The sequence below is a fragment of the Paenibacillus vulneris genome, from assembly GCF_039543185.1.
Classification (GTDB): domain Bacteria; phylum Bacillota; class Bacilli; order Paenibacillales; family NBRC-103111; genus Paenibacillus_S; species Paenibacillus_S vulneris.
Window position 1 is genome coordinate 194,632 of record NZ_BAABJG010000022.1, and the last position, 24,206, is coordinate 218,837.

The window sequence follows — 24,206 nt, forward strand, 5'->3', positions numbered from 1 at the left end:
AAGAAGCCTTACACTGCGCTTTATTGGGTTACAGGTTAAAGCAAATCTGCCGCAAGCTGAGCCAGGTGTGAGCGCTCACCGCGCTCCAGAGTGATATGTCCGCTGATCTGTTGGCCTTTAAACCGCTCTACGACGTACGTAAGCCCGTTGCTTGAGGCATCCAGGTACGGATGGTCTATTTGCTCGGGATCGCCCAGGAGAACGATTTTACTGCCCTCTCCCACCCTCGACACGATGGTCTTGATCTCATGCTTGGATAAATTTTGCGCTTCATCTATGATGATAAATTGCCCCGGTATGGAGCGCCCGCGAATATAGGTCAAGGCTTCCACTTGAATACTGCCTAGTCCGGCCAATACTTTGTCGATATCGCCCGGTTTTTTCGTATCGAATAAAAATTCCAGATTGTCATAGATCGGCTGCATCCAGGGCCGCAGCTTCTCCTCCTTCTCCCCGGGGAGGTACCCGATATCCTTGCCCATAGGGACTACAGGTCTGGCAATCAGCAATTTCTTGTATTTCCTCTCGTCCTCCACTTTCAACAAGCCGGCCGCCAGCGTCAGCAGCGTTTTCCCCGTACCCGCTTTGCCTGTCAACGTGACGATCGGGATTTCGTCATTCAGCAGAAGCTCCAATGCCATTCTTTGCTGCGCATTGCGCGCGGCAATCCCCCAGATCGGATCGTTGCTCAGAAACAGCGGCTCCAGCTTCTTCCCATCCGAATTGACCTTAAGAAGCGCCGACTTGGAGGTCCCCATCTCGTCTCTCAAAATAACAAACTCATGCGGATGAAGCGGATACGCCAGATTTAAAGAGTTTACGCTTAAATACCGGTAGGTGTAAAACTCGTCGATGACCGACGGATGGGCATGAATAGTTAAATACCCCATGTACATATCCGGCATATTCACAATCCGGTCCGACAAATAATCCTGCGCGGTTAAACCGAGGACATCCGCTTTGATCCGGACCAGCGTATCCTTGCTGACCATTATAACCGGCTTGGGGTCCTCCTTCTCCTGCTCTTCCAGATGATAGTTCAGAGCGACTGCCAAAATCCGGTTGTCATTGGTTCCTTCGGCGAATACTTCCTGCAGCTTGGCAAAGCTGCGATGATTTAATTCTACCTTCAGCTGACCGCCATTGGGGAGCTCAATCCCCTCATATAACCTGCCTTGGGACCGCAAGCTGTCCATCATCCGGGAGATTTGTCTTGCATTGCGCCCCAGCTCATCCGCATTGCGTTTCTTAGAATCGATCTCCTCCAAGACAATGGCGGGAATGACCACCTCGTTATCCTCAAAAGCAAAGATTGCGTTAGGATCCTGTAAAAGCACATTGGTATCCAATACAAAAATTTTACTCATTTGAGTCCCCTCCCAGGCTGGTGTTTGGTTGCCGTTATACATAGGAATCGACTAGTAAGGACAAACTAACCAAAGCAATTAAGGGATAGAAAGGAACGATCGATGATGAGAGTGTTTGTCTACTGTGTTGTGTTGTTGTCAGTATTGGTAGGTTGTAACCAATCACCTAAGAATGGAGCTTCCCCGACTAATGATGTGAATCGACATGTACAAGTGAAGCAAACAGCACCTCAGAAAAAAGAAATCGTCGATTCCCGGGCCGTCTCCGAACGTTTGGAGCAAATCGCCACCAGCGTGCCGCTGGTCGAAGGCGCCAAATGCGTCGTTTTTGGAAACACGGCGGTCGTTGGGATCAATTTGCCTCCGGAAATGGACCGTTCCAAAGTGGGAACCATCAAGCTATCGGTTGCGGAAGCTTTAAAGAAAGATCCTTACGGTGTAGATGCCATTGTAACAGCCGATATGGATCTGGCCGCAAGAATCGGGAAAATCAGAGATAGCGTTGTTAACGGCAAACCGATAAGTGGTTTTGCACAAGAAATGGCGGAGATTATCGGACGTATTATGCCGCAAGTTCCCCGAGAAGTAGAGCCGATTTCACCTCCTCAGAGTACAGAGCCTCAAATGCCGAATAAACAGATGTAGGATGAAGAAAAATCATATGGGGAAAAAGCCTAGAATAACCATTCTAGGCTTTTTTCATAGCATCAAAAACTTGCGCATCCAGCTTCTCGGCTGCGCGCTTATCATAGGTTTTTTCAAATTCGGGCGCGACGGAAATCCGCGAGCCATAGAACATCGCGTCACGTACCGCGGTAATGTCGATATCGTAGCATGCCAGCTTGAAAGGCACACCCTCCAGTGTCTCGGTTACTTGACGCGCTTTGCCGTAAATGGCATGAACGGACCCTTCGCCAATGTAGGTTACATTGACCAATTCATTTTGCCGCAGGTTCGTTACAATTCTCGAACGCTGATCGATAGCAAAGCGAATCGTTTCCGAATCTTTGGCATAAAGCCAGGAAACGGCATTCATGCTGGGAGATCCCGATTCGAAATCAATGGTACTTAGCAGGGCGAACGTATCTTTCTGCATAGCATCAATTAGCTGCTGCGGGAGAACAGTGATCGTTTCCGCCATGATTTCCCCTCCTGTGTCCATTGTTAAAATGATCTATATCTGGCTTTATTATAACACAGGTACTGCTTGGCAACCACAGACTGGCGTAGCTGCTGCAAGGATGAACCGGTTATGTAGCTCTATGATAGGGGGACACTCCTTTCAAACGGTATTAATTTATTTTATCGAGTGTGTCCCTTTTATATGTCATTGATTGTACTTAGGATTGGAATTAATGTCATGGAGCAGCTGTTCGGCATAATCCTTATCGAAGAAGAGCTTATTGGGAGCTCCGTTAACTTTGCAAACGATGTGAATCCGTTCCTCGTCATCTTGAGTTTCAAGCTCCGAAACGGCGTGATCCTCCCGCAATATTTCTTCAAAAAAAAGCCTCGTCTCCTCCGCTGCCTTGTCGTCGGGCCTAGCTTCGGATACAATCTTCATTTGCAGCCAGTTAAATAACGCGTCCTCTAGTTTCATGGGCATCCTCCTAAGGGCTTTCCGCAGGAAAGCCTACTTCGTAAGCGTATCCTGAGGGCTTTGCATTGCAAACCTGAGTCTGTTGAGAAACCTATCCATTTGCAAAATGCTATGGTATCTCGGTGAAATATTCCCCTCCGGCCGCTGTTGTTCTCGGAAAATATGGATTGTATATGTTGTCAGCGGGTATTTTCCGAGAACAAAGGCGGACGCTATTGCTCCTCCGGGGAATACCTCACCTGCCACCTCCACATTTTGTATATGACGGGTTTCTCGGTGACCTAAGGGCTTTCCGCAGGAAAGCCTGCTTCGTAAGCGTTACCTAGGGCTTTCCGCAGGAAAGCCTGCTTCGTAAGCGTTACCTAGGGCTTTCCGCAGGAAAGCCGGCTTCGTAAGCATAATCTAGTGGCTTTCCGCAGGTATGCCCTGAGCTAGACAAGCAGCAGGATGGTGTAACCCTGCGCATTCCATTTCTTCATTCTATGCAGCCACTCCAGAATCGGTTCGTCCACACCCACGTGGTCAAGCAGCTCCTCGGCCTGGGATAGCATGACATCCAACTCAGCTCCTGCAGGGCGCTTATCGATATAGGCATGTGCACAGTGAGAAAGCTCCAGACGGTCGGGGGTAAACAAGACAGGATCTCCTGAATCCAGCCGGAACGGCAGCTCGTCTACTCCGCATCGGATCTCCGCTTCTTCACTAAGCAGCAGGTTGGACTTAAAAGGCACGAGCAGCCGCGGATGAACAGACTTCATCAGCTGAAGAAAACGCTCTCTGTTTTCTACAGGAGCCAGTTCAAAGCGTTCGGGTAACAGTAAGCAGGAAGCTCCATCCATCATCAACGGTGCCAGCCAATAGCTTTTCACATGTTCACCCGCTTTCGTTACTGCTCTTCCGGCTGCTGTTTTTTAGTGCGTCCTTCAATGAAATAACGAATTCTGACAAGAAACATCAAGCCTACAGCAACGGCTAGGCACAGCACGATTGGAAGTGCTCCAAGCTGGAACAATAGCAGCATACCGGCGCCGATAGCGAGCATCAGGTAGACGATCGCTTCTTTGAGAATGGGAAGTCTGCGTACCTTGAATACTTTGTTGTACACGTAGCTGATTAATACCAGGATAATCAAGTATGTAATAACGGGATGCTCACGAAACCATTCGGTCATTGATGATATAACCTCCTTCAGGTGAGATACGCCCTATCTAGGACAATGGTAAGACCAAAAACGACAGCAAGCAAGCATAAACACTTTTGAAAAGATCTTTATTTGGTAAAAAGAAAGCTCTGAATCATCAGAGCTCAGATTGTCGAGAAACCTATAAGGCTTGAACTATTGCTAATATACTACGGTGGGGTATGCCCCTCCAGCCGCTGTTGAAACCCGTGAAAGGGATCAGATTTAGTGGTATTTTCACGGGTTTCAAAGGCGGACGTAAACTCTTCCGAGGAATACCCCACCTCCATATTTAGCAAAGTTCGCGCAAAACTAGGTTTCTCGACAGACTCAGCTCTGAATCATCAGAGCTTTCTCCCATAAATTTAAGCGTTAGCTTCAGCCATCTTGCGGTGCTTCTCAGCACGCTCGCGTTCGCTCTTGTTCAATATTTTTTTGCGCAGACGGATCGACTTTGGAGTAATTTCACAATACTCGTCGTCGTTCAAATATTCCAGCGCTTGTTCCAGCGAGTAGATACGAGGAGTTTTCATTTTCACCGTATCGTCCTTACCGGCAGAGCGGATATTTGTCAATTGCTTTTCTTTACAGATGTTAACAATAATGTCGGTATCACGATTATGTTCGCCGACGATCATGCCTTCGTACACCTCAGTGCCTGGTTCTAAGAACAGGATACCGCGGTCTTCAACCGACAGCATACCATATAAGGTCGAAGTTCCTGTCTCGCTGGATACCAGCACGCCTTCATGGCGTCCGCCTACTCCGGAACCGTAATAAGGTCCGTAGCTGTCAAACGCATGGTTCATAATGCCGTAACCGCGAGTCAAGGTCAGGAAGTACGTACGGTATCCGATCAAGCCGCGGGCAGGAATCAGGAATTCCAGACGCACATTGCCGTTACCGTTATTGATCATGTTAACCATCTCGGCTTTGCGGGTCCCGAGGCTTTCCATTACCGCACCCATGCTTTCTTCAGGCACGTCAATAATCAGACGCTCCAACGGCTCCATTTTTTGCCCGTCAATGACCTTGATAATAACTTCCGGCTTGGATACCTGAAGCTCGAAGCCTTCACGGCGCATATTCTCGATCAAGATGCCAAGATGCAGCTCACCGCGGCCCGATACGATAAAAGCATCCGGGCTATCCGTTTCCTCAACGCGCAAGCTGACATCGGTCTCAAGCTCTTTGAACAGACGCTCGCGCAGCTTTCTGGAGGTAACCCATTTTCCTTCGCGTCCTGCGAATGGACTGTTGTTTACAAGGAATGTCATTTGCAGGGTTGGCTCATCAATCTTCAATACAGGCAGCGCCTCAGGATGAGCGGGATCTGCAATGGTCTCTCCGATGTTGATGTCCTTAATCCCCGAGATAGCGACAATATCCCCCGCTCCCGCTTCTTCAATCTCGATCCGCTTAAGACCTTGGAAACCGAAGAGCTTCTCGATCCGCGACTGCTTCGTAACGCCGTCACGATTAATAACCGCTACCGGTTGTCCTTGCTTTACAACACCACGGTTGACACGTCCGATTGCAATACGTCCCAAGTACTCGTTGTAGTCCATCAAGGTCACCAAAAATTGCAGCGGTTCTTCCACGTTCTCTGTAGGGGCCGGAATATGGCTGACGACAGTCTCATAAATAGCCTGCATATTGTCGTCTTGCTTGGATGGATCGGAATCCAGACTGGAGGTCCCCATCAAAGCCGATGCATAAACAACCGGGAAATCCAATTGATCGTCGTTAGCTCCTAGCTCGATGAACAGATCCAGCACTTCATCGACTACTTCAGCCGGACGTGCGTTAGGACGGTCAATTTTATTCACGATAACAATAGGTGTGAGGTTTTGTTCCAAAGCTTTGCGCAGTACGAATTTCGTTTGCGGCATGGTGCCTTCAAATGCATCGACTACCAGCAAAACTCCGTCAACCATCTTCATAATACGTTCCACTTCACCGCCGAAGTCGGCATGCCCTGGAGTATCTACGATGTTAATAAGGTAGTCTTTATAATTGATCGCTGTATTCTTCGCCAAAATCGTAATACCGCGTTCTCTCTCCAAATCATTGGAGTCCATCGCACGTTCTTGAACCGTCTCGTGTTCGCGGAATGTACCTGATTGTTGAAGCAATTTGTCTACCAAAGTCGTTTTACCATGATCGACGTGAGCAATAATCGCAATGTTGCGTATTTTATCTCTTGAATGCATGTTTTCCCTTACCTCTCCTAAATTTGACCCTGTTACCTTGCTCTATGTTTAGAGCAGCCGGGGCCCGTTCCACAAAACAAGCGTCGGACATAAGCGCCGACGCTTGACATTTACGTTTATTATACGTGCAAATAGTAAAAAAGGCAAGGCAAAACGACAAGATTAACATGCCATTTACATCCTTTTTACATTCATGTTAGGAATGGTGCGGCTTCGGTCTTCCCGACAGTTTTTTCAGGACGCCGGCACCGATAACGATAATTACGCCCGCAACCGGGATAATCCAGTGCGGAATGTTTGAAAGCAGCAAGTCGGAAACCGATTTGTCTTTCACAAACATCTCTCCGGCCGTATAGCCGAGAATACCAGCCCCAAGGAAGACAAGAATAGGAAACTTCGTCAGCAGGTTCATAACCAATGTGCTGCCCCAAATAATAATGGGAACGCTCAACCCGATACCCAAAATAATAACGGCGATGTCGTTATTGGCTTTTGCCGCAATAGCAAGCACATTATCCAGACTCATGACGAAATCGGCAACAATAATAGTCCAAACCGCTTTGCCAAGTGTGGAAGCTTCCTTCACATTTGCATGACCGTCATCATCTATGAGCAGCTTGATGGCAATCCAGATCAGCAGGAGCGAGCCAGCCGCCTGCAGATAAGGCACCTGCAATATGTAAACGGCTATAACGGTAAGAATAAGGCGTAAGCCTATTGCCCCGAAAGCCCCCCACCAGATCGCTTTTTTTCGTTGACTTAACGGCAGATTTTTACTGGCCAAAGCAATAACAACCGCGTTATCGCCGCTTAATACGATATTGATTAACATAATCTGCAAGAAAAGCAGGAACCATTCTAACATGCGCTTCTAACCTCCAAATTCGCTATCCATATAGTCCATTCCACTTCATACGCTGCATTCGGCATCCCGTTTCGCAATCATTTAGAAAAAGCTTGAGAATTTGGACTCCTGCCCTGCATGAATCCAGACGGTTTCCGTCATTTGCGCCGCGCGGTCCATTTCCTCCTCCAGCCATGCCATTTGCTTCTCGATGCTCATAACTACCCGCAAATTCGGATTGGTGCTCGGCGACGGCGGAAGAAAGAGCGTACAGCAATCTTCATGAGGCTGGATCGAAATAGCAAACGTATCGATCGTCTCCGCAATGTCAATGATTTGCTGCTTCTCCATACAAATCAAAGGCTGAATAACTGGCAGGTCCACTGCTCTGCCGATTACGTTCATGCTGGCGAGTGTTTGGCTCGCCACTTGCCCGAGGCTTTCTCCCGTAACGATAGCCATGGCCTCATTAGCTTCGGCAAGCTTCTCCGTAATACGAAACATAGCCCGTCTTAATATAGTAATCAGAAGGTTTTGGTTATATGACTGATGAACCCGGGTTTGCAGATCGGTGAAGGGAACGAGATGAAGCTTGATATCGCCTCCATATTCCGATAGCTTGCCGACCAGATCCTTTACTTTTTGCTGGGATCGCTCGGAGGTATAAGGGTAGCTGTGAAAATGAACCGCTTCGATCCTCAAGCCCTGTCGCATCGCGAGGAACCCGGCCACCGGGCTGTCTATGCCTCCCGAAAGCATGAGCATCGCCTTCCCGTTCGTACCGACCGGGAACCCTCCTGCCCCAGCTTCTACCTGGGAATAAATAAGCGCCCGCTCTTCTCGGAGCTCCACCTTCAGCTCCACTTCAGGACGATGGACATCGACCTTGAGACCAGGTATAGCGCGCAGCACAGCAGCGCTAACCCGTTGATTCATTTCTTGAGAATCATACGGAAAGCTTTTATTCACACGTCTTACCGATACTTTAAAGCTGTCCGGCACCCGTCCGATCTTGAGCATAGCTTCTAACGCGACGGATTGAACGGCTTCAAGCTCCAGAGGAGCCGTAAAGACTGGACTGAACGAAGTCAGCCCCAGTATTGTTTTCAAGCGAAGAGCTATCTCCTCATACGGCTCGCCATTTAGCGTAATGTATACTCTTCCAAAATCGCGCTGAAACGTTAAGCGATCATAGGGCTGCAGCTTTTTTCTAATTTGCTCGTAGACCGTTTTTTCAAAACGGTGCCTGTTTTTTCCTTTTAACACAAGTTCCCCGAGGCGGAGAACTATCAAATCCGGTGCCATAGCTACCTCCGTCTGCTCTGAGTTGTCATTGTCGGCTTTAATTTTTCTACAACCTCACGCAATGCCCGGCCAAAAAATTCCGCATCCTCCATCCTCTGGTCCAGCGAGTAGCTAAGCCGGATTCCATGCGCCGCTCTTGCATCGTCATATCCCATAGCATGAAGCACCCGGCTGGGCAGCTCAGCTCCCGACGAGCATGCAGATCGGGTCGAAACATAGATCTGATGCTGTTCTAAAGCATGAACTAGAACCTCCGACTTCATACCCGGAAAAGAAAAATGAACGATATGGGGCGCCATATCCTCTGCGCGCTCGGATCCGCTCAGCTTAAGCTCCGGAATGGCTTGAATCGCCGAAACAAACCTTTCACGCAGTTTGGAGGTATGCTCGAAAAACGTTTCGCGGTGATCATAAGCGATCCGCACGGCTTTAGCCATTCCGACCACGGCAGGAACATTCTCCGTTCCCGACCGGATCCCCGCTTCCTGTCCGCCTCCCCAAAGCAAAGGTGTAAGCTCCAGTCCTTGCCGGCAATAGAGGAACCCTATACCCTTGGGGCCGCGAAGCTTATGTGCAGAACAAGAAAACAGATCGATTCGCTGTTTGACCGGGTCTATCGGCAGCTTGCCGACCGCTTGAACGGCGTCAACGTGAAAGACCGCTTTAGGATAGCTTCTTAAGAGCTCCCCTATTTCCGAAATCGGCTGTATTCGTCCCATCTCGTTATTGACGGCCATAATGCTGACTAGAATCGTATCGTCCGTCAAAGCCTGCTCCAAATGATCCATACGGACACATCCGGTCTCATCAACGGGCAAATAGGTAACCCGGAAGCCTTGATGCTCTAGCTGCTGAAATGTCTCGTAGACGGATGCATGCTCGATGACGCTGGTTATTATATGGTTGCCGCGGTGCCTGAACTTGCTTACAGTCCCTTGAATAGCCAAATTGTTGCTTTCCGTTCCTCCGGAAGTAAAGCGGATTTCGTCAGGAAGCACATTCAAGCACTTGGCTATTACGGCCCTGGATTGCCGGATCAGCTGCTCCGCCTCCATACCGATGCGATGCAGGGAAGAAGGGTTGCCGAAATACTTCTTCATGATCTCAGCCATCGTATCGACGACTTCGTCATAAGGAGGCGTCGTCGCCGCATAATCCAAATACAGCATGCCATATCCCTCCTTATCATAAAAATAAGACCCAGCTTAAGCCCCTTCCAAGAACAGGGCGCTTGCAGTAGGTCTTGGTATATTGCCGCAGTTAAGCTTCATAATCACGCTGCAGTCGCAGCACCTTGCCTACATAAGCTTGGGTTTCGCTCGGCAATAAATGCATCTTGGACTTCAGCTCTTGATCGTTCGTAATTCCTAAACGGTCTATTCGTCCCGGACCCGCATTATAAGCAGCTAGTGCAACACCGCGGTTCCCATTGTACTTCTGGAGCAAACCGGCCAGATACTGGGTTCCGCCATTAATATTTTGGGCTGGATCAAACGGGTTCGTTACCCCTAATCCCCTGCTGGTGCCATCCATAAGCTGCATTAAGCCTTTGGCTCCAGCTCCGGAAACCGCCCGCGGATTAAAAGAGGATTCCGTATCAATGACCGCTTTGACCAAGCTGGATTGAACGCTGTGCTTACGGCTTGCACTTTCTATTAAAGCTTCAAGATCTCCGGCTGATTTCATGCTGCCCGGCTTCTGTACGGAAGCATATGCCCCATAAGGCATAACAGGAACATAACTGTTCCGAAAAGGCTGCAACGAACCGGAAGAAGCGATCGTCCCAGCTGCCGCCAACGGTCTATCGGAGCTCGATGCCGATGAGGATAACAGACTGTTCAGGATTTCCGAGAAATTGGTATCGTCTTCCGTCGCAGTCTGCGCACTCGAAGATAACAAGCTTGATTTGCTTAAGATCTGAAGCTGAAGCAATTCCTTAATCGTTCTAGGGTCAATGTTCATTTCTGTTATATGCTCCCTATTCCCAGTTTCACCCCCTATTGTACACTGTTTTGGACTTGCCATCCAGTTCTTTTTGCACTAATTGTCAGAAACCTATGGTTACGTTGTTTCAAAGCTTAGGTAAACATAAAAAAGCACAGGATATCCATACCCCGTGCTTGGTAATAAACCTGCCATGATGAAATGATAAAATACCCGTTAAGAATAAAGAGGCAGCAGCAAAAAATAACCGGCCAATGAAATAAGCCCAAGGATGACGGACCAAACCCCTAATGCCCGAATCCCCCGCATGTACGACAGGCCCCCTATAACAATGGCGGCTGTGCCGAGCGTTACCGGAAACATAAACATTGACAAGATAGCCGCAGCTAGCGCCGTATACCCTAACCAGCGGCTTTGGCCGCGGGCTTCGGCCCCCACATCCGTTGCCGACTCCATTTTCCGTTTGGATGACTCCCTTGTATGAACAGGAGCCTGAACGGGAGGACCGAAAGTAGACGAAATTTCGGCAGCATACTCATCCGAATCTTTAAACGTGTAAGGCTTCGGCATCCGCTTCATGGAATCATGCCTGGACTTGGCCTGTGCCCTTGCTCGCCCCCGCTTCCTATGGTCAGTCATAGGTTATCCCTCCGATCTGCCTGATCGTAGCTAAGACTACTTCTTCTTCGGCTGAAACGTGTGGCAGCAGGTGCTGCGGACACTTCCCGCACGGTCTTGATGATCGTCGAAGTCTTGAGCGAATTCGGAGTCATACTGGTCGTTGGCGTGTTTGTCGATCTCAATCATGATGGATTTGGCTGCGCACTGATTCCCTTCTGCCCAGAAATTACAGTTGGAAACACTGCATCTTACGTCTGGCATCCATATCACCCCCTCCTCAATGTGCCCGAAGAAGGGGGGGCGCTATACTATCCGTATAGCTGGGAATATAGCACAAGATACATCGCATGGGACCATAACAATGGAGTAGCCGGGGTCCCCCAACGTTCCACCCATTGCTTGTAAATATCTGTCGGAGCATGTGGAACCTGCTCCGGCAAGCGTCCCAATGCATCAGCTTGCCGCACAATCCATTCGAGTGCAGCCTCCGCCTGCTCACGTCTGCCAGCCTTATATTCGATCCAGCCATACCAGGCTGTGAGCAGAATCCACTCGCCGCCGCCATAATATTCATCCCCTGCATATCTTCGGACTCCGCTTTGATCGCTTTTTAAATCCGTCCTAAGTTTATCCAGGGTAGCAGACATTATCGGATGATCTACCGAAAATACTTGAAATGGCTCACAAAGCCACATCAGACTCGCATCCACACCGGCATAACTGACCTCATATTGACCGTTGTCTGCCGGACGAATGCTTTTTACAAAGCTGCCCGTTTGCCGGTCAACACAATGCTCTAACAAAAACTTGCGGATGGACCCGGTAACCTCATCGATGGAAGGGTCATTGATATAGGGTCTCATCGAGGTTAAACCGCCATATATGCAGGCAAGCGTAGAGGCATGAATTTGATCGTTGCGTTCCTCCCAGCAATCAAAATTCGGCTGCATCCAGAATGCGCTCAAATACCGTATAGTTAGTTCTACGCTGGTCCGGAACGATTCCGGTACCGAGGTCAGTCCCGATTGGTTCCAATGCCACGCAAGCCCCCATAACCAGGCTCCGTAACCGTCCAATTGAAAATGCCCCCACTCCGAGTGTTCATCGTCACGGCCATCGAGGTGGTATCTTGTATGTAAAAATTCGTGCTGAGCAATAGGCTCGCCCCTTTGATGCTTTTGCAGCAAGGCTTCCACACGATCCTTAAGCCGCGTCAGCACTTGATTCACCCAATCATGAAACTTCGCAGAGCCTTCCCTGTCCCCGGCTATATCCATCGAATAAGCAATAAAACTGCCGTCCCTTAGCCAGCTGAACGTATAATGGGAAAATAAAGGACATGCTACGTAACTCCCGCTAGGATGTTGGTTAAACCGGATGATCTGTTTGCTGATTGCAGCCAATTCATGCATAGTAACGGCCACAAGCGTACCCCCTCTCTAAACAAAAAGAGATGCATTAAGCATCTCTAGTAAGTATTTCCAAGTTGGTCTATTTATACGCGTTCGCCCTGCATGCGCTTTTGCGTAATATAATCCGTTTCATAATAAGCCAAGTCTTCACGAAGCGTCTCAAAAATTTTGGACAGCTCGATAGTCAGGTCACGAACGGCCCGAACCGGCTTTTTGCGGAAGCGGATCGCATCTTGTCCCGTGTAAGCGTATCGTCCATCCTCAGAATAGCATTCATTTTTAGGATAGAAGAAATTATTGACGCAGCTGTGGTACACCTCATACAATACTTTCTCAGCATACTCCACATTAAACGTAGGACGTCTCAAGCTTACGCCAAGCTTCTCATAAGCCACTTCGCAGAAAACAAGTAGATGGCGAGTGTCGGATAAGTACCCCTTATAAAATTCCTCCATTGTTGGATCCATTTCAGAATTCAGCTTTTGCAAGGAATGATCGTTCAAGAAAGTTTCCATTTTCGTGATGGCATCGCTTAGCTTGGATTTAGTCGTTTCACATAAATTTTTCACATTAAACATCGCCATAAGTCAAGACCTCCTGTATTTGAAACAAAACATGCTGATAAATAATCATAATATCTTCTCTTCATCCTACCACAAAATGTAGCTAAAAGTAATACGAAAAATAACTATTGGCAAAAAACGAGGAGATGATTTCCGGTTGTAATCTATTCTTCATACGGAGACTCTAACGGTATCATCAAGGAAAAGGAGTCAGTCCGATGTGGAAATACGCCTTGTCTTTTGCATTATTGCTTGCCTTTGGTGCGCTCCTGTTTCCCCGTAACGAAGGTGCACCCCGTATTGCAAATTTGTCTCCCGCTGAGGAGATCAAAGTGAAACAAGCTACCCTGTCGCAGGATATGAAGCTGACGGACGATTTATGCCGTTCGCAATGCAGCCTGGAGCTTGGGCGTATCCTTAGCCAAGCCGAGCATCAATCCGCGGATAAGAAGCAAACCGGTCTTACAACCCTGCAGCAGGAACATCCTCATATGCTTAAGCTGTATTGGGCAACCAAGAACGAGCCTCTCGACCGCAGCTTGCAGGCAGGCCAAATGGATGATGCTCTTCGTTCACTCGCCGAGCCGGAATTGAAGAAAGCGAAGGAGCATACGGATCGGGGAGAAAGCTACCAATCCTCGCCTTTTCAGCATCAGGGCGAACCTTATTTTGTTCTTGGCGTACCTTCCAAAAGCTCCGATTCGGCCATGATTGGAGTCGTCAAGCAAACCATATTAAAGCAGGTGGAGGACCATCAGCTCAAAAACCTGCGAATTGTGACCTATCCGGCTGACAATCACTATAAGATTGAATCGGTGGATTCCAGGACATTGCAGGATGTTAAAGTGAACCATCCGGAAGAAAACGAAGGGACAAGCCATTATCATGTGAATCAGGTCGTCGTCCGATTCAAGCAGGAGCCCTCCAGCGCAGATTTAGCCAAGATCGAAGCGGATATAGGCACGACCCATTACCGTAAGGTTGGTTACACATATGTCTTCGAATCCCGTAAGTTGGAAGCCAAGCAATTGATGGACTACTTTCAAAAGTGGAATGTCGCATATGCAGAGCCGCATTTTTTATATTTAACCAATAGTGAAGCTGTTGACGCGGTTAAAGAGAACGGCTCCCATGCTTCTGACAATACCAATTTCAAGCCTAACGACTCCTTATATCAGCGATATCAATGGAACCTGCCTCTTATCGATACGGAATCCGGCTGGGCTATATCCAAAGGATCTCAGGACGTCAAAGTGGCTATCGTGGATACCGGAGTGGATTTGAATCACCCGGATTTGAAAGACCAGTTGATCTCCGGATATAACGTAGTCAATAGCGATGCTCCCCCAGCAGACGACGTAGGCCACGGAACCCATGTTGCCGGAGTCGTCGGCGCTATCGTCAACAACCATCTGGGAGTAGCCGGAATGAGCTGGTATAACCGCATTATGCCGGTCAAAGTATTGGACCAAAGCGGTGCGGGCAGCACGTACTCCGTCGCGCAAGGAATCATCTGGGCTACCGATCACGGAGCCAAAGTCATCAATATGAGCCTTGGCAATTACGCTCAAGCCAATTTCCTGCATGACGCCATCAAGTATGCTTACGATCATGATGTTGTCCTGATTGCCGCGAGCGGCAATGATAACACAGCGACTCCCGGCTTCCCGGCGGCATACCCAGAGGTATTTGCCGTAGCCGCTACAGATGCCAATAAAAATAAAGCATCCTTCTCTAACTACGGGGATTATATTGACGTTGCCGCGCCTGGCGTCAGCATCGCGAGCACCTATCCGCATAATCAATATGCTGCTTTATCCGGCACCTCCATGGCAAGTCCGCATGTCACTGCACTGGCTGCCTTGATCCGATCTGTAAATCCGCAATTGAAAAACACAGAGGTTATGCAGATTATGCGGGATACCGCGCAAGATATCGGACCTAAAGGAAAGGACCCTTACTACGGATACGGATTGATTGATGTCGTTGCCGCTTTGAACAAAGCTCAAGGCAATAAAAATCCGCAAACCATGCAAAAACCGCAAAATCACACAGAAACCAAACCACCCGAAGCGGCTCCCGCCCGGTCCGATTGGGCACAGAGACTTCTGGAGCGCCTCGGATGGAGATAATCCTTCGCTAATCGATTATTACCAATAAATAAGTACCAACGCACAAAAACCGCCTGCAAGGGCGGTTTTTGTCGGTTCCAGGAAAGCTTGCCGTAAGCCGGGTTCTGTACTTCCAGTGGTCGTAACGGGTACCACCCTCCCACCGTTGAAGCGACAATCATCTATCTAGGCCAAACATTGCTGCTTGGCTCAAGCGACCAACCCGAACGCGTCCCGGGCAAGGACTATCTTCGAAAAGATGTGCGTTCCATTAGGTCTTGCTCCAAATGGGGTTTACCAGGACATATGTCACCATATCTCCTCGTGGTCTCTTACACCACGGTTCCACCCTTGCCTGTGCGAAGGGCAAGCCCTCCGCCATCGGCGGTCCATTTCTGTGGCACTAGCCTTCAGCTCGCGCTGACTGGACGTTATCCAGCATTCTGCCCTGCGGAGCCCGGACTTTCCTCTCGTGATTTCTCACCAGCGATTGTCTGTCAAGCTTTCCTGATGTGCATTTGCTAGTATACTGCGATTTCGAATAAAAAACAACTGTCGTGTTGTTTCCATTTGAGCCAAATGACGTTATCACATGCAAAAAGCTGCATATTTGAAGCCCGTTAATGGTTATTTAGACAAAACGGAACGGCTCCGTATGAATTTCCGATGCGAAGACACCGGTTTCCGATTTTTTATCCTGCAGCTTTTTACGCAGGTAATCGGCAACCCCCTGCTTCATTATCTTCTCTACATTATGACCCGGGTCTATAATAGCAAGCCCCGCGGCCAAGGCATCATGCGCCGTATGGTAGTCGATATCGCCGGTAATCAATACGTCGGCTCCCGCAAACAGAGCATGGCGCACATAGCGGCTGCCTGAGCCGCCCAGTACCGCGATTTTACGTACGGAACGGGCAGGATCACCTACAACACGTACCGCAGGAACATCATAGGCCTGCTTCACCTTCTCACACAGCTCCTGCAGCGTTACGGCATCGTCCAGCTTGCCGACACGGCCTAAACCGAAGGTCCGGCCTTTTAAATCCAATTGATACAAGTCATACGCCACTTCTTCGTAAGGATGTGATTTCAGCATAGCTTGGATCGCTTTGCGCTCGATGCTTTGCGGAATAATGGTTTCAAGTCGGACCTCCCGCACTTCTTCCAGCTTCCCTTGCTTGCCTATAAAGGGGTCGCTCCCCTCTTCCGGAACGAAGGTACCGGTCCCCTCGATATTGAAGCTGCAGTGGCTGTATTGTCCGATCCAGCCTGCACCGGCTTGGAACAGGGCCTGCCGCACTTTGTCCACGTGATCCTCCGGGATGAACACGACGAGCTTCTTCAGCTTGTCCGTATGGATATCCTCAAGCGGAGACAAACCCTGTAACCCTAACGCCTCTGCCATCAAATCGTTGACCCCGCCCTCCGCTACATCCAAATTCGTATGGGCGATATATACGGCAATATCGTTTTTGATCAGCTTCTCATACAGCTTTCCTGCAGGAGAATCCGTCTGGAGATGGGCCAAAGGTCTGAAAATAATCGCATGATGAGCAATAATCAAATTGGCCTGCAGACGAATGGCCTCATCGACTACCTCGTCGATCACGTCCAAAGCCACCAGAACATTGGTGATCTCTTTGTTCAGAGTACCCAATTGCAAGCCTATCTTATCATCGGGTACGGCATAATGTTTGGGTGCAAGCTCCTCCATCAATTGGATGACGTTTTGTCCTTTTGCAAGCATGCCATAACCTCCTTGATTCGTTTCATTTCCAGCTCCAGGTCCTTTTCTTTGGACCGCGACTCCGCTGCTTCAGACAAAGCCAGCTGACGTCGTATCATCTCCAGCTTGCCTAATTCCTGCTCCCATTTCTGGAACCATACCACAGAAGGCTGCCGTATCAAATAAGGACCCATTTTTATTAGCTGCTCGCGGTCCATAGTAACGCCTCCATGGAGGGTGCGAGTCTGATACAGCTCCTCATTGCTAACCTCAGCTTGCCCGGACGGCTCGGCTACGAGAATTTCGTATATTTTGCCATCCTCCTCCAAAATAAGCTCATCCGTTAGAACCCAGTGATGCTCCAGCAGCCAGCTGCGAACGTTGGCTTCCCCGACATTCGGCTGAAGAACGAGACGCTTTACACCGGCCAGTTTCTCTTTACCCGCCTCCAGAATACTCGCAATCAAGGCGCCTCCCATGCCGGCTATAGTTATTACCTCGACTTCGCCTGCTGAAATGACCGCCAATCCATCCCCGAGACGTACGTCTACTATTTCTTCCAGTCGGGATTCACGAATTTGCTTGGAAGCTGCCTGGAAAGGACCCGGATTTACTTCTCCCGCAATCCCTTTCACAATGCGCCCTTGAAGCGCCAAAAAGCTGGGAAGCAGAGCGTGGTCGGAGCCAATATCGGCCAGACTGCTCCCGGCAGGTACCTGCTTCGCTATCCATTCCAGTCGTTTTGATAATTTTAACATATTATGCAACCCACTCAGTCCATTTTTTTCTAAATGTAAACAATACGCTTGCTTCTAGAAATATTTTGCCTACCAGGGCCAATTGTACCGCTTGAGGCCCATACTGTTCGGCATACAGCATACCATATAATTCAGGCATAAACCAAACGATACAGCTCAGCATAAGGAAGACTGTGCTTGTTTGCTTCGTTTTCTGATGCAGGAGCCATCCGAGCCAGCCAAACAGCAGACTGAGAGGCACCCAGCTTAGCTCCAGAGTTACCCAATTGATGGAATCCAGCTGATAATGCAGCAGCCAGCCATAGCAGAAAACAAGTGCGACCCAGCCGCTTAGTTGAAAAAGCAGGAAACGGGACAATAGACCCGTAAGCAGCCATATGAGACTGCACAGAACAACGTAGCCTACGACAAGCACCGATTCATAAATATGATACAATCGGAACAAATACACGCCAATAAAGAGCAGGAAGAGCGAGGCCATCCCGAACAAGATTTGCGCTCTAAGCGGCTCTTTGTCTTTCTGCAGGCTTCCTGTCGCGTAGCATAGAAAAAGGAAGGTTAAGGAAACCCCAATTTGCATTGGTAAATTAAAAGCGGTAAAATTAAGAGCAGTTAAAGAAATAACGGCGATGAAGCCGAAGAGAAGAACCCATATTTTCCAATTACTGTTTTTTATCGCGTTAGGCGTAATCCCCAGGAACGATGTTTTGCCAGAAGCTTGATTTGTTCCTTCCTCCAAATAGAGGTTTAATAAAAAATCACAATAATGTTCAGGCAGCAGCTTGCTTTTGCGCCATTGTTCGATTTCACGAATAATTATTTTTCTTTTATCATCCATACTAATGCTTTCACCTCTTTAACGACCTATTTGCTAATTGCTACTTGTTCATTTATCGGTTGAGGTGAAACAAAAAATTAGACCTAACTGCAGCAAGTGCAGAAAGGTCGTAGGGTTCAAGCTGTTTATTCAAGAAAATCTTTCAATCGTTTGCTGCGGCTAGGATGTCTCAGCTTACGCAGCGCTTTCGCTTCGATTTGGCGAATCCGCTCACGGGTAACTCCGAACACCTTGCCGACTTCCTCCAGTGTGCGTGTACGCCCGTCATCCAAGCCGAAACGAAGCCGGAGTACGTTTTCTTCACGTTCAGTTAACGTATCAAGCACATCCTCGAGCTGTTCCTTCAATAATTCATAAGCAGCCGCATCTGCAGGAGCCAACGCTTCCTGATCCTCGATAAAATCACCCAGGTGAGAATCGTCTTCCTCTCCGATTGGCGTTTCCAGCGATACCGGCTCCTGAGCAATCTTCATAATTTCACGGACCTTATCGGTGCTGAGATCCATTTCCTTAGCGATTTCCTCAGGCATAGGCTCACGTCCAAGCTCTTGAAGAAGCTGCCGCGATACACGAATCAGCTTGTTAATCGTCTCAACCATATGCACCGGAATACGGATCGTTCTTGCCTGGTCCGCAATCGCGCGGGTAATCGCTTGACGAATCCACCAGGTCGCATACGTACTGAACTTGAAGCCTTTGTCGTGGTCGAATTTCTCAACCGCTTTGATCAATCCCATGTTACCTTCCTGGATAAGGTCGAGGAACAGCATCCCTCTTCCCACGTATCTTTTGGCAATGCTGACAACGAGACGCAGGTTGGCTTCGGCCAGACGGCGCTTGGCTTCCTCGTCTCCCAATTCGATACGCTTGGCAAGATCAATCTCATCCTCTGCCGACAGCAATGGAACTCTGCCGATCTCCTTCAAGTACATACGTACCGGATCGTTAATTTTGATACCTGGCGGTAGCGACAAGTCATCGTCAAAGTGGAAATCGTCATGCTCCTGATCCTGTCCATGCTCATGATCCTCATCCGATTCGTTGCCTACATCGATCCCCAACTCCGACAGATGTTCAAAAAACTCGTCGATTTGCTCCGGATCCTGGTCAAAGGGAGCCAGCTTCTCCATAATATCTTTGTAGGTTAAAGAGGAACGCTTCTTGCCCTGCTCAATCAGCTGTTCCTTAACTTGCTCTAACGTCAACTCAGTCTCTATCTCCGTATGTTGATCGTTCGCCATAATCCAACTCCCTCCTCCCTAGAGACATCTTGTCGCTTCTCACGCTTAAGATGATTTCAATTGCTTTTCTAGGGATATAATCTCAATACCTATTTGTGCAGCCCGTGTTATGTCCCCTGAACGTTCTGCGCGAATCATTTCTTCTCTTTTTCGCTTAATTAATTGCTGCTGCGGATATTTTTTTATTTCTCGGATGTAATCATCAATGACTTGATTGTTGACCCCGTGAGAATTGCCCATCATTGCTATGGAACTGGCCAAGCTCTCCAGCTCCGCTTCTTGAAGCATGGCAATGAAGCTGCTCGCATTAGGCTCATACCCTTGTGCATAATAGGCGTACAAATAAGCAGCCAGCGCCGCGTGCGCATCTACGTTAAATTGGTCACCTAGCTCCCGTTCCACGTAGTGCGTCACTTCCCGATCGTACATCATGATAGCCAAGAGCTGACGCTCCGCATTATGATAAGCAAGATATAATGAGGGATTTGGCTGACGCGGTGCTCCGTCATTCATAACATTATTCCACGGTTTATCTTTATTATCCCCGAACTTGTTGTTTTTTTCCGCTTGGAGTCGAATTTCATTCAAGGTTTGTAATGTAAATTCGTAGGAATAATGGAATTCGGTTGACAGCTCCCTTACATAATGCTCTCGTTCGATTGGCGAAGGAATTTCAGCAATAATTTTCAAAGCTTGCTGAACATAACGCAGCTTTTCTCCATCCTCCTGCAGTTTGAAATTTTTGCGAAAATAAAGAAGTTTATATTTGATCGACGGTACGGCAGCTTCAATCACTTCCCGTACAAATCGTTCAGAACCGTTGCTGGCAATGTATTCGTCTGGATCTTGACCGTTTGGAATGATGGCGACCTTGACGAGCAGACCCGCCTTCTCCAGAATCGGAATGCTCTTATAGGCTGCTGCTTGACCTGCGGAATCTCCGTCATATGCAACAATGACCTGATCCGCCTGCTTGCGGATGATATCCGCGTGCTCGCTGGTCAACGCGGTTCCCATCGTGGCGACACCGTTGACGACCCCGGCCTCCCAAGCCTTAATGACATCCATATAGCCCTCGAACAACACCAATTGCTGATGCTTTCGAATATTAGGCCTTGCCAGATGCATATTATAGAGGCTTCGGCTCTTGTGAAACAGCATGGATTCGGGACTGTTCAAATATTTGGGCTGTGCGTCACCCATCGCTCTTCCCGCAAACGCAATGATGTTTCCCTTCCAGTCATGAATCGGAAATATAATTCGGTCGCGGAATTTATCGAAATATCCCTGATTTTCCTGCCTGGCTGAAATCAGTCCCCCTTTTTCCATTAAGGGCAGAGAGAACTGCCTCCGCTCCAAGAGCTGTGTCAGCGTATCCCATGGAGTGGGAGCGTAGCCGATTCCGAACGTTTCTATCTGTTTGTCGTTCAGACCCCGCGATCGTAGATATTGCATCGCCTGTTTGCCTTGCTCAGTATTTTTCAAAATATACTGATACAGCTTACCGGCAAGCTCATAGGCTTCAAGCAGCTTGGTTTTCTCAGGATTTTGCTCGCGACGCTGGTCCGCTATAGCATCGAGGCCGATATCCAGATTGGCTTCTTTGGCCAATTGGCTGACTGCCTCCGCAAAGGAATACCCCTCCATCGCCATCAAAAACTGAATGACACCGCCTCCGGCCCCACAGCCGAAGCAATGATAAATTTGCTTTTCAGGTGTAACGGTAAACGACGGCGTCTTTTCCGAATGAAAGGGACAAAGTCCTTTCATATAGTGCCCTTGCTTGCTTAAATGCACATAACGGCCAACGACATCCACAACATCATGATGCTTGAGGACTGTTTCGATGATTTCTTCCGGAATGCGTCCGTTACTCATCCTATCCACCTTCAATCAAATTAACACGTAATACTATTCGCTACAGGTTGCGAATCTCCTGCAAGTCCTGCAAAACTTTTGTCAAAGAATGTAGAAAAAAATGTCGATCCTCGTCGGTAAACGGTTTCGGCCCTTTGGAGTGCTTGCCTCCCCGGCGCTGCTTCGCCTGCTCATGCCTGCGATCCAATAAAAAATCAATCGTCCGGTCATTGTACTGCTGCCCGCGATTCGATAACGCTAGAGCTTTTTTACCCAAAGCTAAAGCAGCCAAACCAAAATCCTGAGTAATCAGAATGTCACCAGGCGAAATTCGGTTCGCTATATACAAATCAACGGATTGATCGGAACGATCGACTTGAACGATCTGCACTCCCTCCATGGGAGCCAGGCGATGATCGAATGAGGCGACCATCATAACTTCGACATTAAACTGCGAGGCGGCTTTGACGATTTCCGACTTAACCGGACATGCATCGGCATCCACAATAATTTTAAACGGCATAGTCAAGTCCCACCGAATTCCTACTGAAGTACCACCGTAATATTATATACGATGAATAAATAAAAAATCCTGCACGATTTCGCGAAAAAATGACTTACCGTCCTTGAAACATATCGATGATCAGGCTCGCTGTTTCTTCCACCGCTTTATTGGAGACATCGATTACGGTACAATCGAGCTTCTTCATAATTTGGTTCGCATATTCGAGCTCCTTATGGATTCGTTCCACATTGGCGTAGGTCGCGTTCTGCGGAAGTCCCAGCATCTTCAACCGCTCCGTGCGAATCATATTGAGCTTCACAGGATCGATGCGGAGGCCGACGATTTTTTTCTTGGAAATGGTAAACAGCTGCTCGGGAGGTTGAATTTCCGGCACAAGCGGAACGTTGGCCACCTTGAACTTTTTGTGCGCAAGATACATGGACAAAGGCGTCTTCGAGGTTCGGGATACCCCGACCAGTACGATATCCGCCTGCAGAACCCCATTGAAATCCCGGCCATCGTCATATTTTACGGCGAATTCGACGGCCTCTACCTTCTTGAAATAATCCTCATCCAACGGATGAATCATGCCGGGCTGGTGCCGCGATTCCTGCTGAAGCTTTTTTTCCAAAGAACCAATAATCGGCCCCAGCAAATCGATGTAAGGAAGCTGATAGCGGATCGCCTGCTCCACCAAATAATCGCGTAATTCAGGTATAACCAGAGTAAACACAATAATGCCGTCTCTTTGCTTCGCGGTCTGCACCAGCTTATCGATTCCTGCCCTGTTCTCCAAAAACGGTACGATGCGCATATCCACCTGCTGGGGATAAAACTGAACCGTCGCCGCCCGGACTACCGCTTCACCCGTTTCTCCTGCTGAGTCTGAAGCTACATAGATAATAGGATTCGTTTGTTCCGCCACTACTGCACCTGCTTTCTTAAGACAAGCTACTAATAATACGTATGTAAGGTATAAATGTTTCACGTTGCTGCAGCATCAGCTTGCTGCATTCGGCTGCGAAGGAAATTCCAGCTATTTCTCCCTTCTAACAAAAAATTCCCGCCGCAAAGTCTAGGAAAGACTTGGCAGGACGAGAAGTCGCCTTTAATGTTAATATATTATATTATCAAACGCAAATAAAAATGTCAAAGCTTAAACACCGTATTTCTCCATCTGTTCAAGAAAATTTCGGGATTTCAGATTGAGGCCGATATGAGTATCATAATAGGTCCTCATCAGCTGCTTCAGCGCTTCTTTGGTTTGGGGCTTTACGTCGATTTCTCCCAAGCGCCGAATATCCATCTGGGCAAACAGCCGCATCAGTCTCCACGTGCCGGAAGTCATCAGCACGGCTTGCGGGTCCTTGCTTCTGCATCGCCCGCATAAGATCCCCCCTAAGCCTGCGCTGAACCGCATTTCTCCCTCCGTCGATCTGCAGGAAACACAGGCGTCCAGCTCGGGCATATAACCGGCCTGCATCCAAATTTTCATTTCATACATAAAGCCGATGATCTGCATATCTTTATCCGCTTCCAGACCCGCCAACGCAGCTTTCAGCTGTTCAAACAAAAAAGCGTTAGCTTCCTGATCGGCCATCATCCGATCGGTCAGCTCCGCCATGTAGGACGCATAAGCCGCTTTATGTAAGTCCTCCCGGATTCGATGATGGGAATCCAGGATTTCTGCATGATTCAAGGTTCCTAGCTGGCCGGACCTGAAGAATAAATAATCTCCGCTCGTAAAAAGCTGGGCGACGGAGGCATAGCGGCTTTTTACCTTTTTAGCTCCTCTAACAATGACAGCCACTTTACCCATTTCGCGTGAAAACAAAGTAATGATTTTGTTGCCTTCCCCATAATCCATGCTTCGAATGACAATCCCTTGCACTCTGTATTGCATCGTCCGTCCTTCCCCCAAAGCACCATGTAGACAGCTACTGAATCTCGTCCGTTAATTCTGTAACATCTTCCTCCGGATTTTCTTCAGAAGCGCGCCTCTCACTGTCCATCTCTTTGTAAAGCAGATAAGCATCCACATCACCGGTCATTGAAAAATACTTCCACGAAAAATCTCTCATGTGCGTATCAATCCCCTCTCCTAAGAGCTTTCCAAGGAAC

At 48.5% G+C, this 24,206-nt stretch carries 25 protein-coding genes and 1 other RNA gene; 2 read left to right on the plus strand and 24 right to left on the minus strand.

What is annotated here, in order from left to right; translation table 11 throughout:
• Window positions 1–35 precede the first annotated feature (35 nt).
• A complete protein-coding gene (locus ABEA66_RS20730) occupies window positions 36–1,367 on the minus strand; it encodes a PhoH family protein (RefSeq protein ID WP_079910512.1) in 1,332 nt (443 codons plus the stop codon).
• A gap of 102 nt (window positions 1,368–1,469) precedes the next feature.
• On the opposite strand from ABEA66_RS20730, the gene ABEA66_RS20735 reads away from it, so the two are divergent.
• Entirely contained in the window at window positions 1,470–2,012 is a 543-nt protein-coding gene (locus ABEA66_RS20735; RefSeq protein ID WP_345590389.1) for a YhcN/YlaJ family sporulation lipoprotein, read from the plus strand.
• 43 nt (window positions 2,013–2,055) lie between these two features.
• Here ABEA66_RS20735 and ABEA66_RS20740 read toward each other — a convergent pair whose 3' ends face one another.
• From ABEA66_RS20740 to ABEA66_RS20800, 13 genes are all read right to left on the minus strand, one after another.
• Entirely contained in the window at window positions 2,056–2,508 is a 453-nt protein-coding gene (locus tag ABEA66_RS20740; protein ID WP_345590391.1) for a pyridoxamine 5'-phosphate oxidase family protein, read from the minus strand.
• A gap of 186 nt (window positions 2,509–2,694) precedes the next feature.
• Window positions 2,695–2,967, minus strand: coding sequence for a hypothetical protein (locus ABEA66_RS20745; RefSeq protein WP_079910515.1), 273 nt, complete (start codon window positions 2,965–2,967; stop codon window positions 2,695–2,697).
• A gap of 431 nt (window positions 2,968–3,398) precedes the next feature.
• Window positions 3,399–3,836, minus strand: coding sequence for a hypothetical protein (locus ABEA66_RS20750; RefSeq protein WP_345590394.1), 438 nt, complete (start codon window positions 3,834–3,836; stop codon window positions 3,399–3,401).
• A gap of 17 nt (window positions 3,837–3,853) precedes the next feature.
• Window positions 3,854–4,138, minus strand: a complete 285-nt coding sequence (locus tag ABEA66_RS20755) for a YlaH-like family protein (protein WP_079910517.1) — start codon at window positions 4,136–4,138, stop codon at window positions 3,854–3,856.
• A 374-nt stretch (window positions 4,139–4,512) separates the two neighbouring features.
• Entirely contained in the window at window positions 4,513–6,360 is a 1,848-nt protein-coding gene (gene typA / locus ABEA66_RS20760) for a translational GTPase TypA (protein ID WP_079910518.1), read from the minus strand.
• A gap of 196 nt (window positions 6,361–6,556) precedes the next feature.
• On the minus strand, window positions 6,557–7,225 hold the full coding sequence (locus ABEA66_RS20765; protein WP_079910520.1) for a TerC family protein: 669 nt from the start codon (window positions 7,223–7,225) through the stop codon (window positions 6,557–6,559).
• Between the two features lie 81 nt (window positions 7,226–7,306).
• The gene (gene thiI, locus ABEA66_RS20770) at window positions 7,307–8,509 is read right to left on the minus strand and encodes a tRNA uracil 4-sulfurtransferase ThiI (protein WP_345590400.1); all 1,203 of its coding nucleotides are present in this window, start codon (window positions 8,507–8,509) and stop codon (window positions 7,307–7,309) included.
• A 2-nt stretch (window positions 8,510–8,511) separates the two neighbouring features.
• Window positions 8,512–9,678 carry a cysteine desulfurase family protein gene (locus tag ABEA66_RS20775; protein ID WP_345590402.1) on the minus strand — a complete coding sequence of 389 codons (1,167 nt, stop codon included), beginning with the start codon at window positions 9,676–9,678 and terminating at the stop codon, window positions 8,512–8,514.
• 91 nt (window positions 9,679–9,769) lie between these two features.
• A complete protein-coding gene (locus ABEA66_RS20780; RefSeq protein WP_345590404.1) occupies window positions 9,770–10,471 on the minus strand; it encodes a lytic transglycosylase domain-containing protein in 702 nt (233 codons plus the stop codon).
• Between the two features lie 198 nt (window positions 10,472–10,669).
• Window positions 10,670–11,092: a hypothetical protein gene (locus ABEA66_RS20785; protein WP_079910524.1), complete on the minus strand. Its 423-nt coding sequence runs from the start codon at window positions 11,090–11,092 to the stop codon at window positions 10,670–10,672.
• 36 nt (window positions 11,093–11,128) lie between these two features.
• Window positions 11,129–11,335 (minus strand): DUF1540 domain-containing protein, encoded by a 207-nt coding sequence (locus ABEA66_RS20790; RefSeq protein WP_079910525.1) that lies wholly within the window; start codon window positions 11,333–11,335, stop codon window positions 11,129–11,131.
• Between the two features lie 47 nt (window positions 11,336–11,382).
• Window positions 11,383–12,498, minus strand: a complete 1,116-nt coding sequence (locus tag ABEA66_RS20795; RefSeq protein ID WP_345590407.1) for a glycoside hydrolase family 15 protein — start codon at window positions 12,496–12,498, stop codon at window positions 11,383–11,385.
• Window positions 12,499–12,569: 71 nt separating this feature from the next.
• A complete protein-coding gene (locus ABEA66_RS20800; protein ID WP_079910527.1) occupies window positions 12,570–13,070 on the minus strand; it encodes a YpuI family protein in 501 nt (166 codons plus the stop codon).
• Window positions 13,071–13,267: 197 nt separating this feature from the next.
• Here ABEA66_RS20800 and ABEA66_RS20805 point away from each other — a divergent pair, with 197 nt between their 5' ends.
• Complete coding sequence (locus ABEA66_RS20805) at window positions 13,268–15,181, plus strand: S8 family peptidase (RefSeq protein ID WP_345590409.1); 1,914 nt, start codon at window positions 13,268–13,270, stop codon at window positions 15,179–15,181.
• A 78-nt stretch (window positions 15,182–15,259) separates the two neighbouring features.
• On the opposite strand, the gene rnpB is transcribed toward ABEA66_RS20805, so the two are convergent.
• From rnpB to ABEA66_RS20855, 10 genes are all read right to left on the minus strand, one after another.
• Window positions 15,260–15,666: RNase P RNA component class A (gene rnpB / locus ABEA66_RS20810), an RNA gene on the minus strand.
• 125 nt (window positions 15,667–15,791) lie between these two features.
• Complete coding sequence (locus ABEA66_RS20815) at window positions 15,792–16,907, minus strand: Nif3-like dinuclear metal center hexameric protein (protein WP_079910529.1); 1,116 nt, start codon at window positions 16,905–16,907, stop codon at window positions 15,792–15,794.
• Complete coding sequence (locus ABEA66_RS20820) at window positions 16,874–17,644, minus strand: tRNA (adenine(22)-N(1))-methyltransferase (protein WP_079910530.1); 771 nt, start codon at window positions 17,642–17,644, stop codon at window positions 16,874–16,876. Before ABEA66_RS20820 ends, ABEA66_RS20815 begins: the two co-directional genes overlap by 34 nt.
• Before the next feature lies 1 nt (window position 17,645).
• Complete coding sequence (locus tag ABEA66_RS20825) at window positions 17,646–18,482, minus strand: hypothetical protein (protein ID WP_192702717.1); 837 nt, start codon at window positions 18,480–18,482, stop codon at window positions 17,646–17,648.
• Window positions 18,483–18,607: 125 nt separating this feature from the next.
• Window positions 18,608–19,723: an RNA polymerase sigma factor RpoD gene (gene rpoD / locus ABEA66_RS20830; RefSeq protein ID WP_192702718.1), complete on the minus strand. Its 1,116-nt coding sequence runs from the start codon at window positions 19,721–19,723 to the stop codon at window positions 18,608–18,610.
• A 45-nt stretch (window positions 19,724–19,768) separates the two neighbouring features.
• Window positions 19,769–21,601 carry a DNA primase gene (gene dnaG, locus ABEA66_RS20835; RefSeq protein WP_079910533.1) on the minus strand — a complete coding sequence of 611 codons (1,833 nt, stop codon included), beginning with the start codon at window positions 21,599–21,601 and terminating at the stop codon, window positions 19,769–19,771.
• A gap of 40 nt (window positions 21,602–21,641) precedes the next feature.
• Window positions 21,642–22,103, minus strand: a complete 462-nt coding sequence (locus ABEA66_RS20840) for a YaiI/YqxD family protein (protein WP_079910534.1) — start codon at window positions 22,101–22,103, stop codon at window positions 21,642–21,644.
• A gap of 94 nt (window positions 22,104–22,197) precedes the next feature.
• Complete coding sequence (locus ABEA66_RS20845) at window positions 22,198–23,010, minus strand: pyruvate, water dikinase regulatory protein (RefSeq protein WP_079910535.1); 813 nt, start codon at window positions 23,008–23,010, stop codon at window positions 22,198–22,200.
• A 231-nt stretch (window positions 23,011–23,241) separates the two neighbouring features.
• Entirely contained in the window at window positions 23,242–23,988 is a 747-nt protein-coding gene (recO, locus tag ABEA66_RS20850) for a DNA repair protein RecO (protein ID WP_192702719.1), read from the minus strand.
• Window positions 23,989–24,022: 34 nt separating this feature from the next.
• Window positions 24,023–24,166, minus strand: coding sequence for a YqzL family protein (locus tag ABEA66_RS20855; RefSeq protein WP_079910537.1), 144 nt, complete (start codon window positions 24,164–24,166; stop codon window positions 24,023–24,025).
• Between the last annotated feature and the right edge of the window lie 40 nt (window positions 24,167–24,206).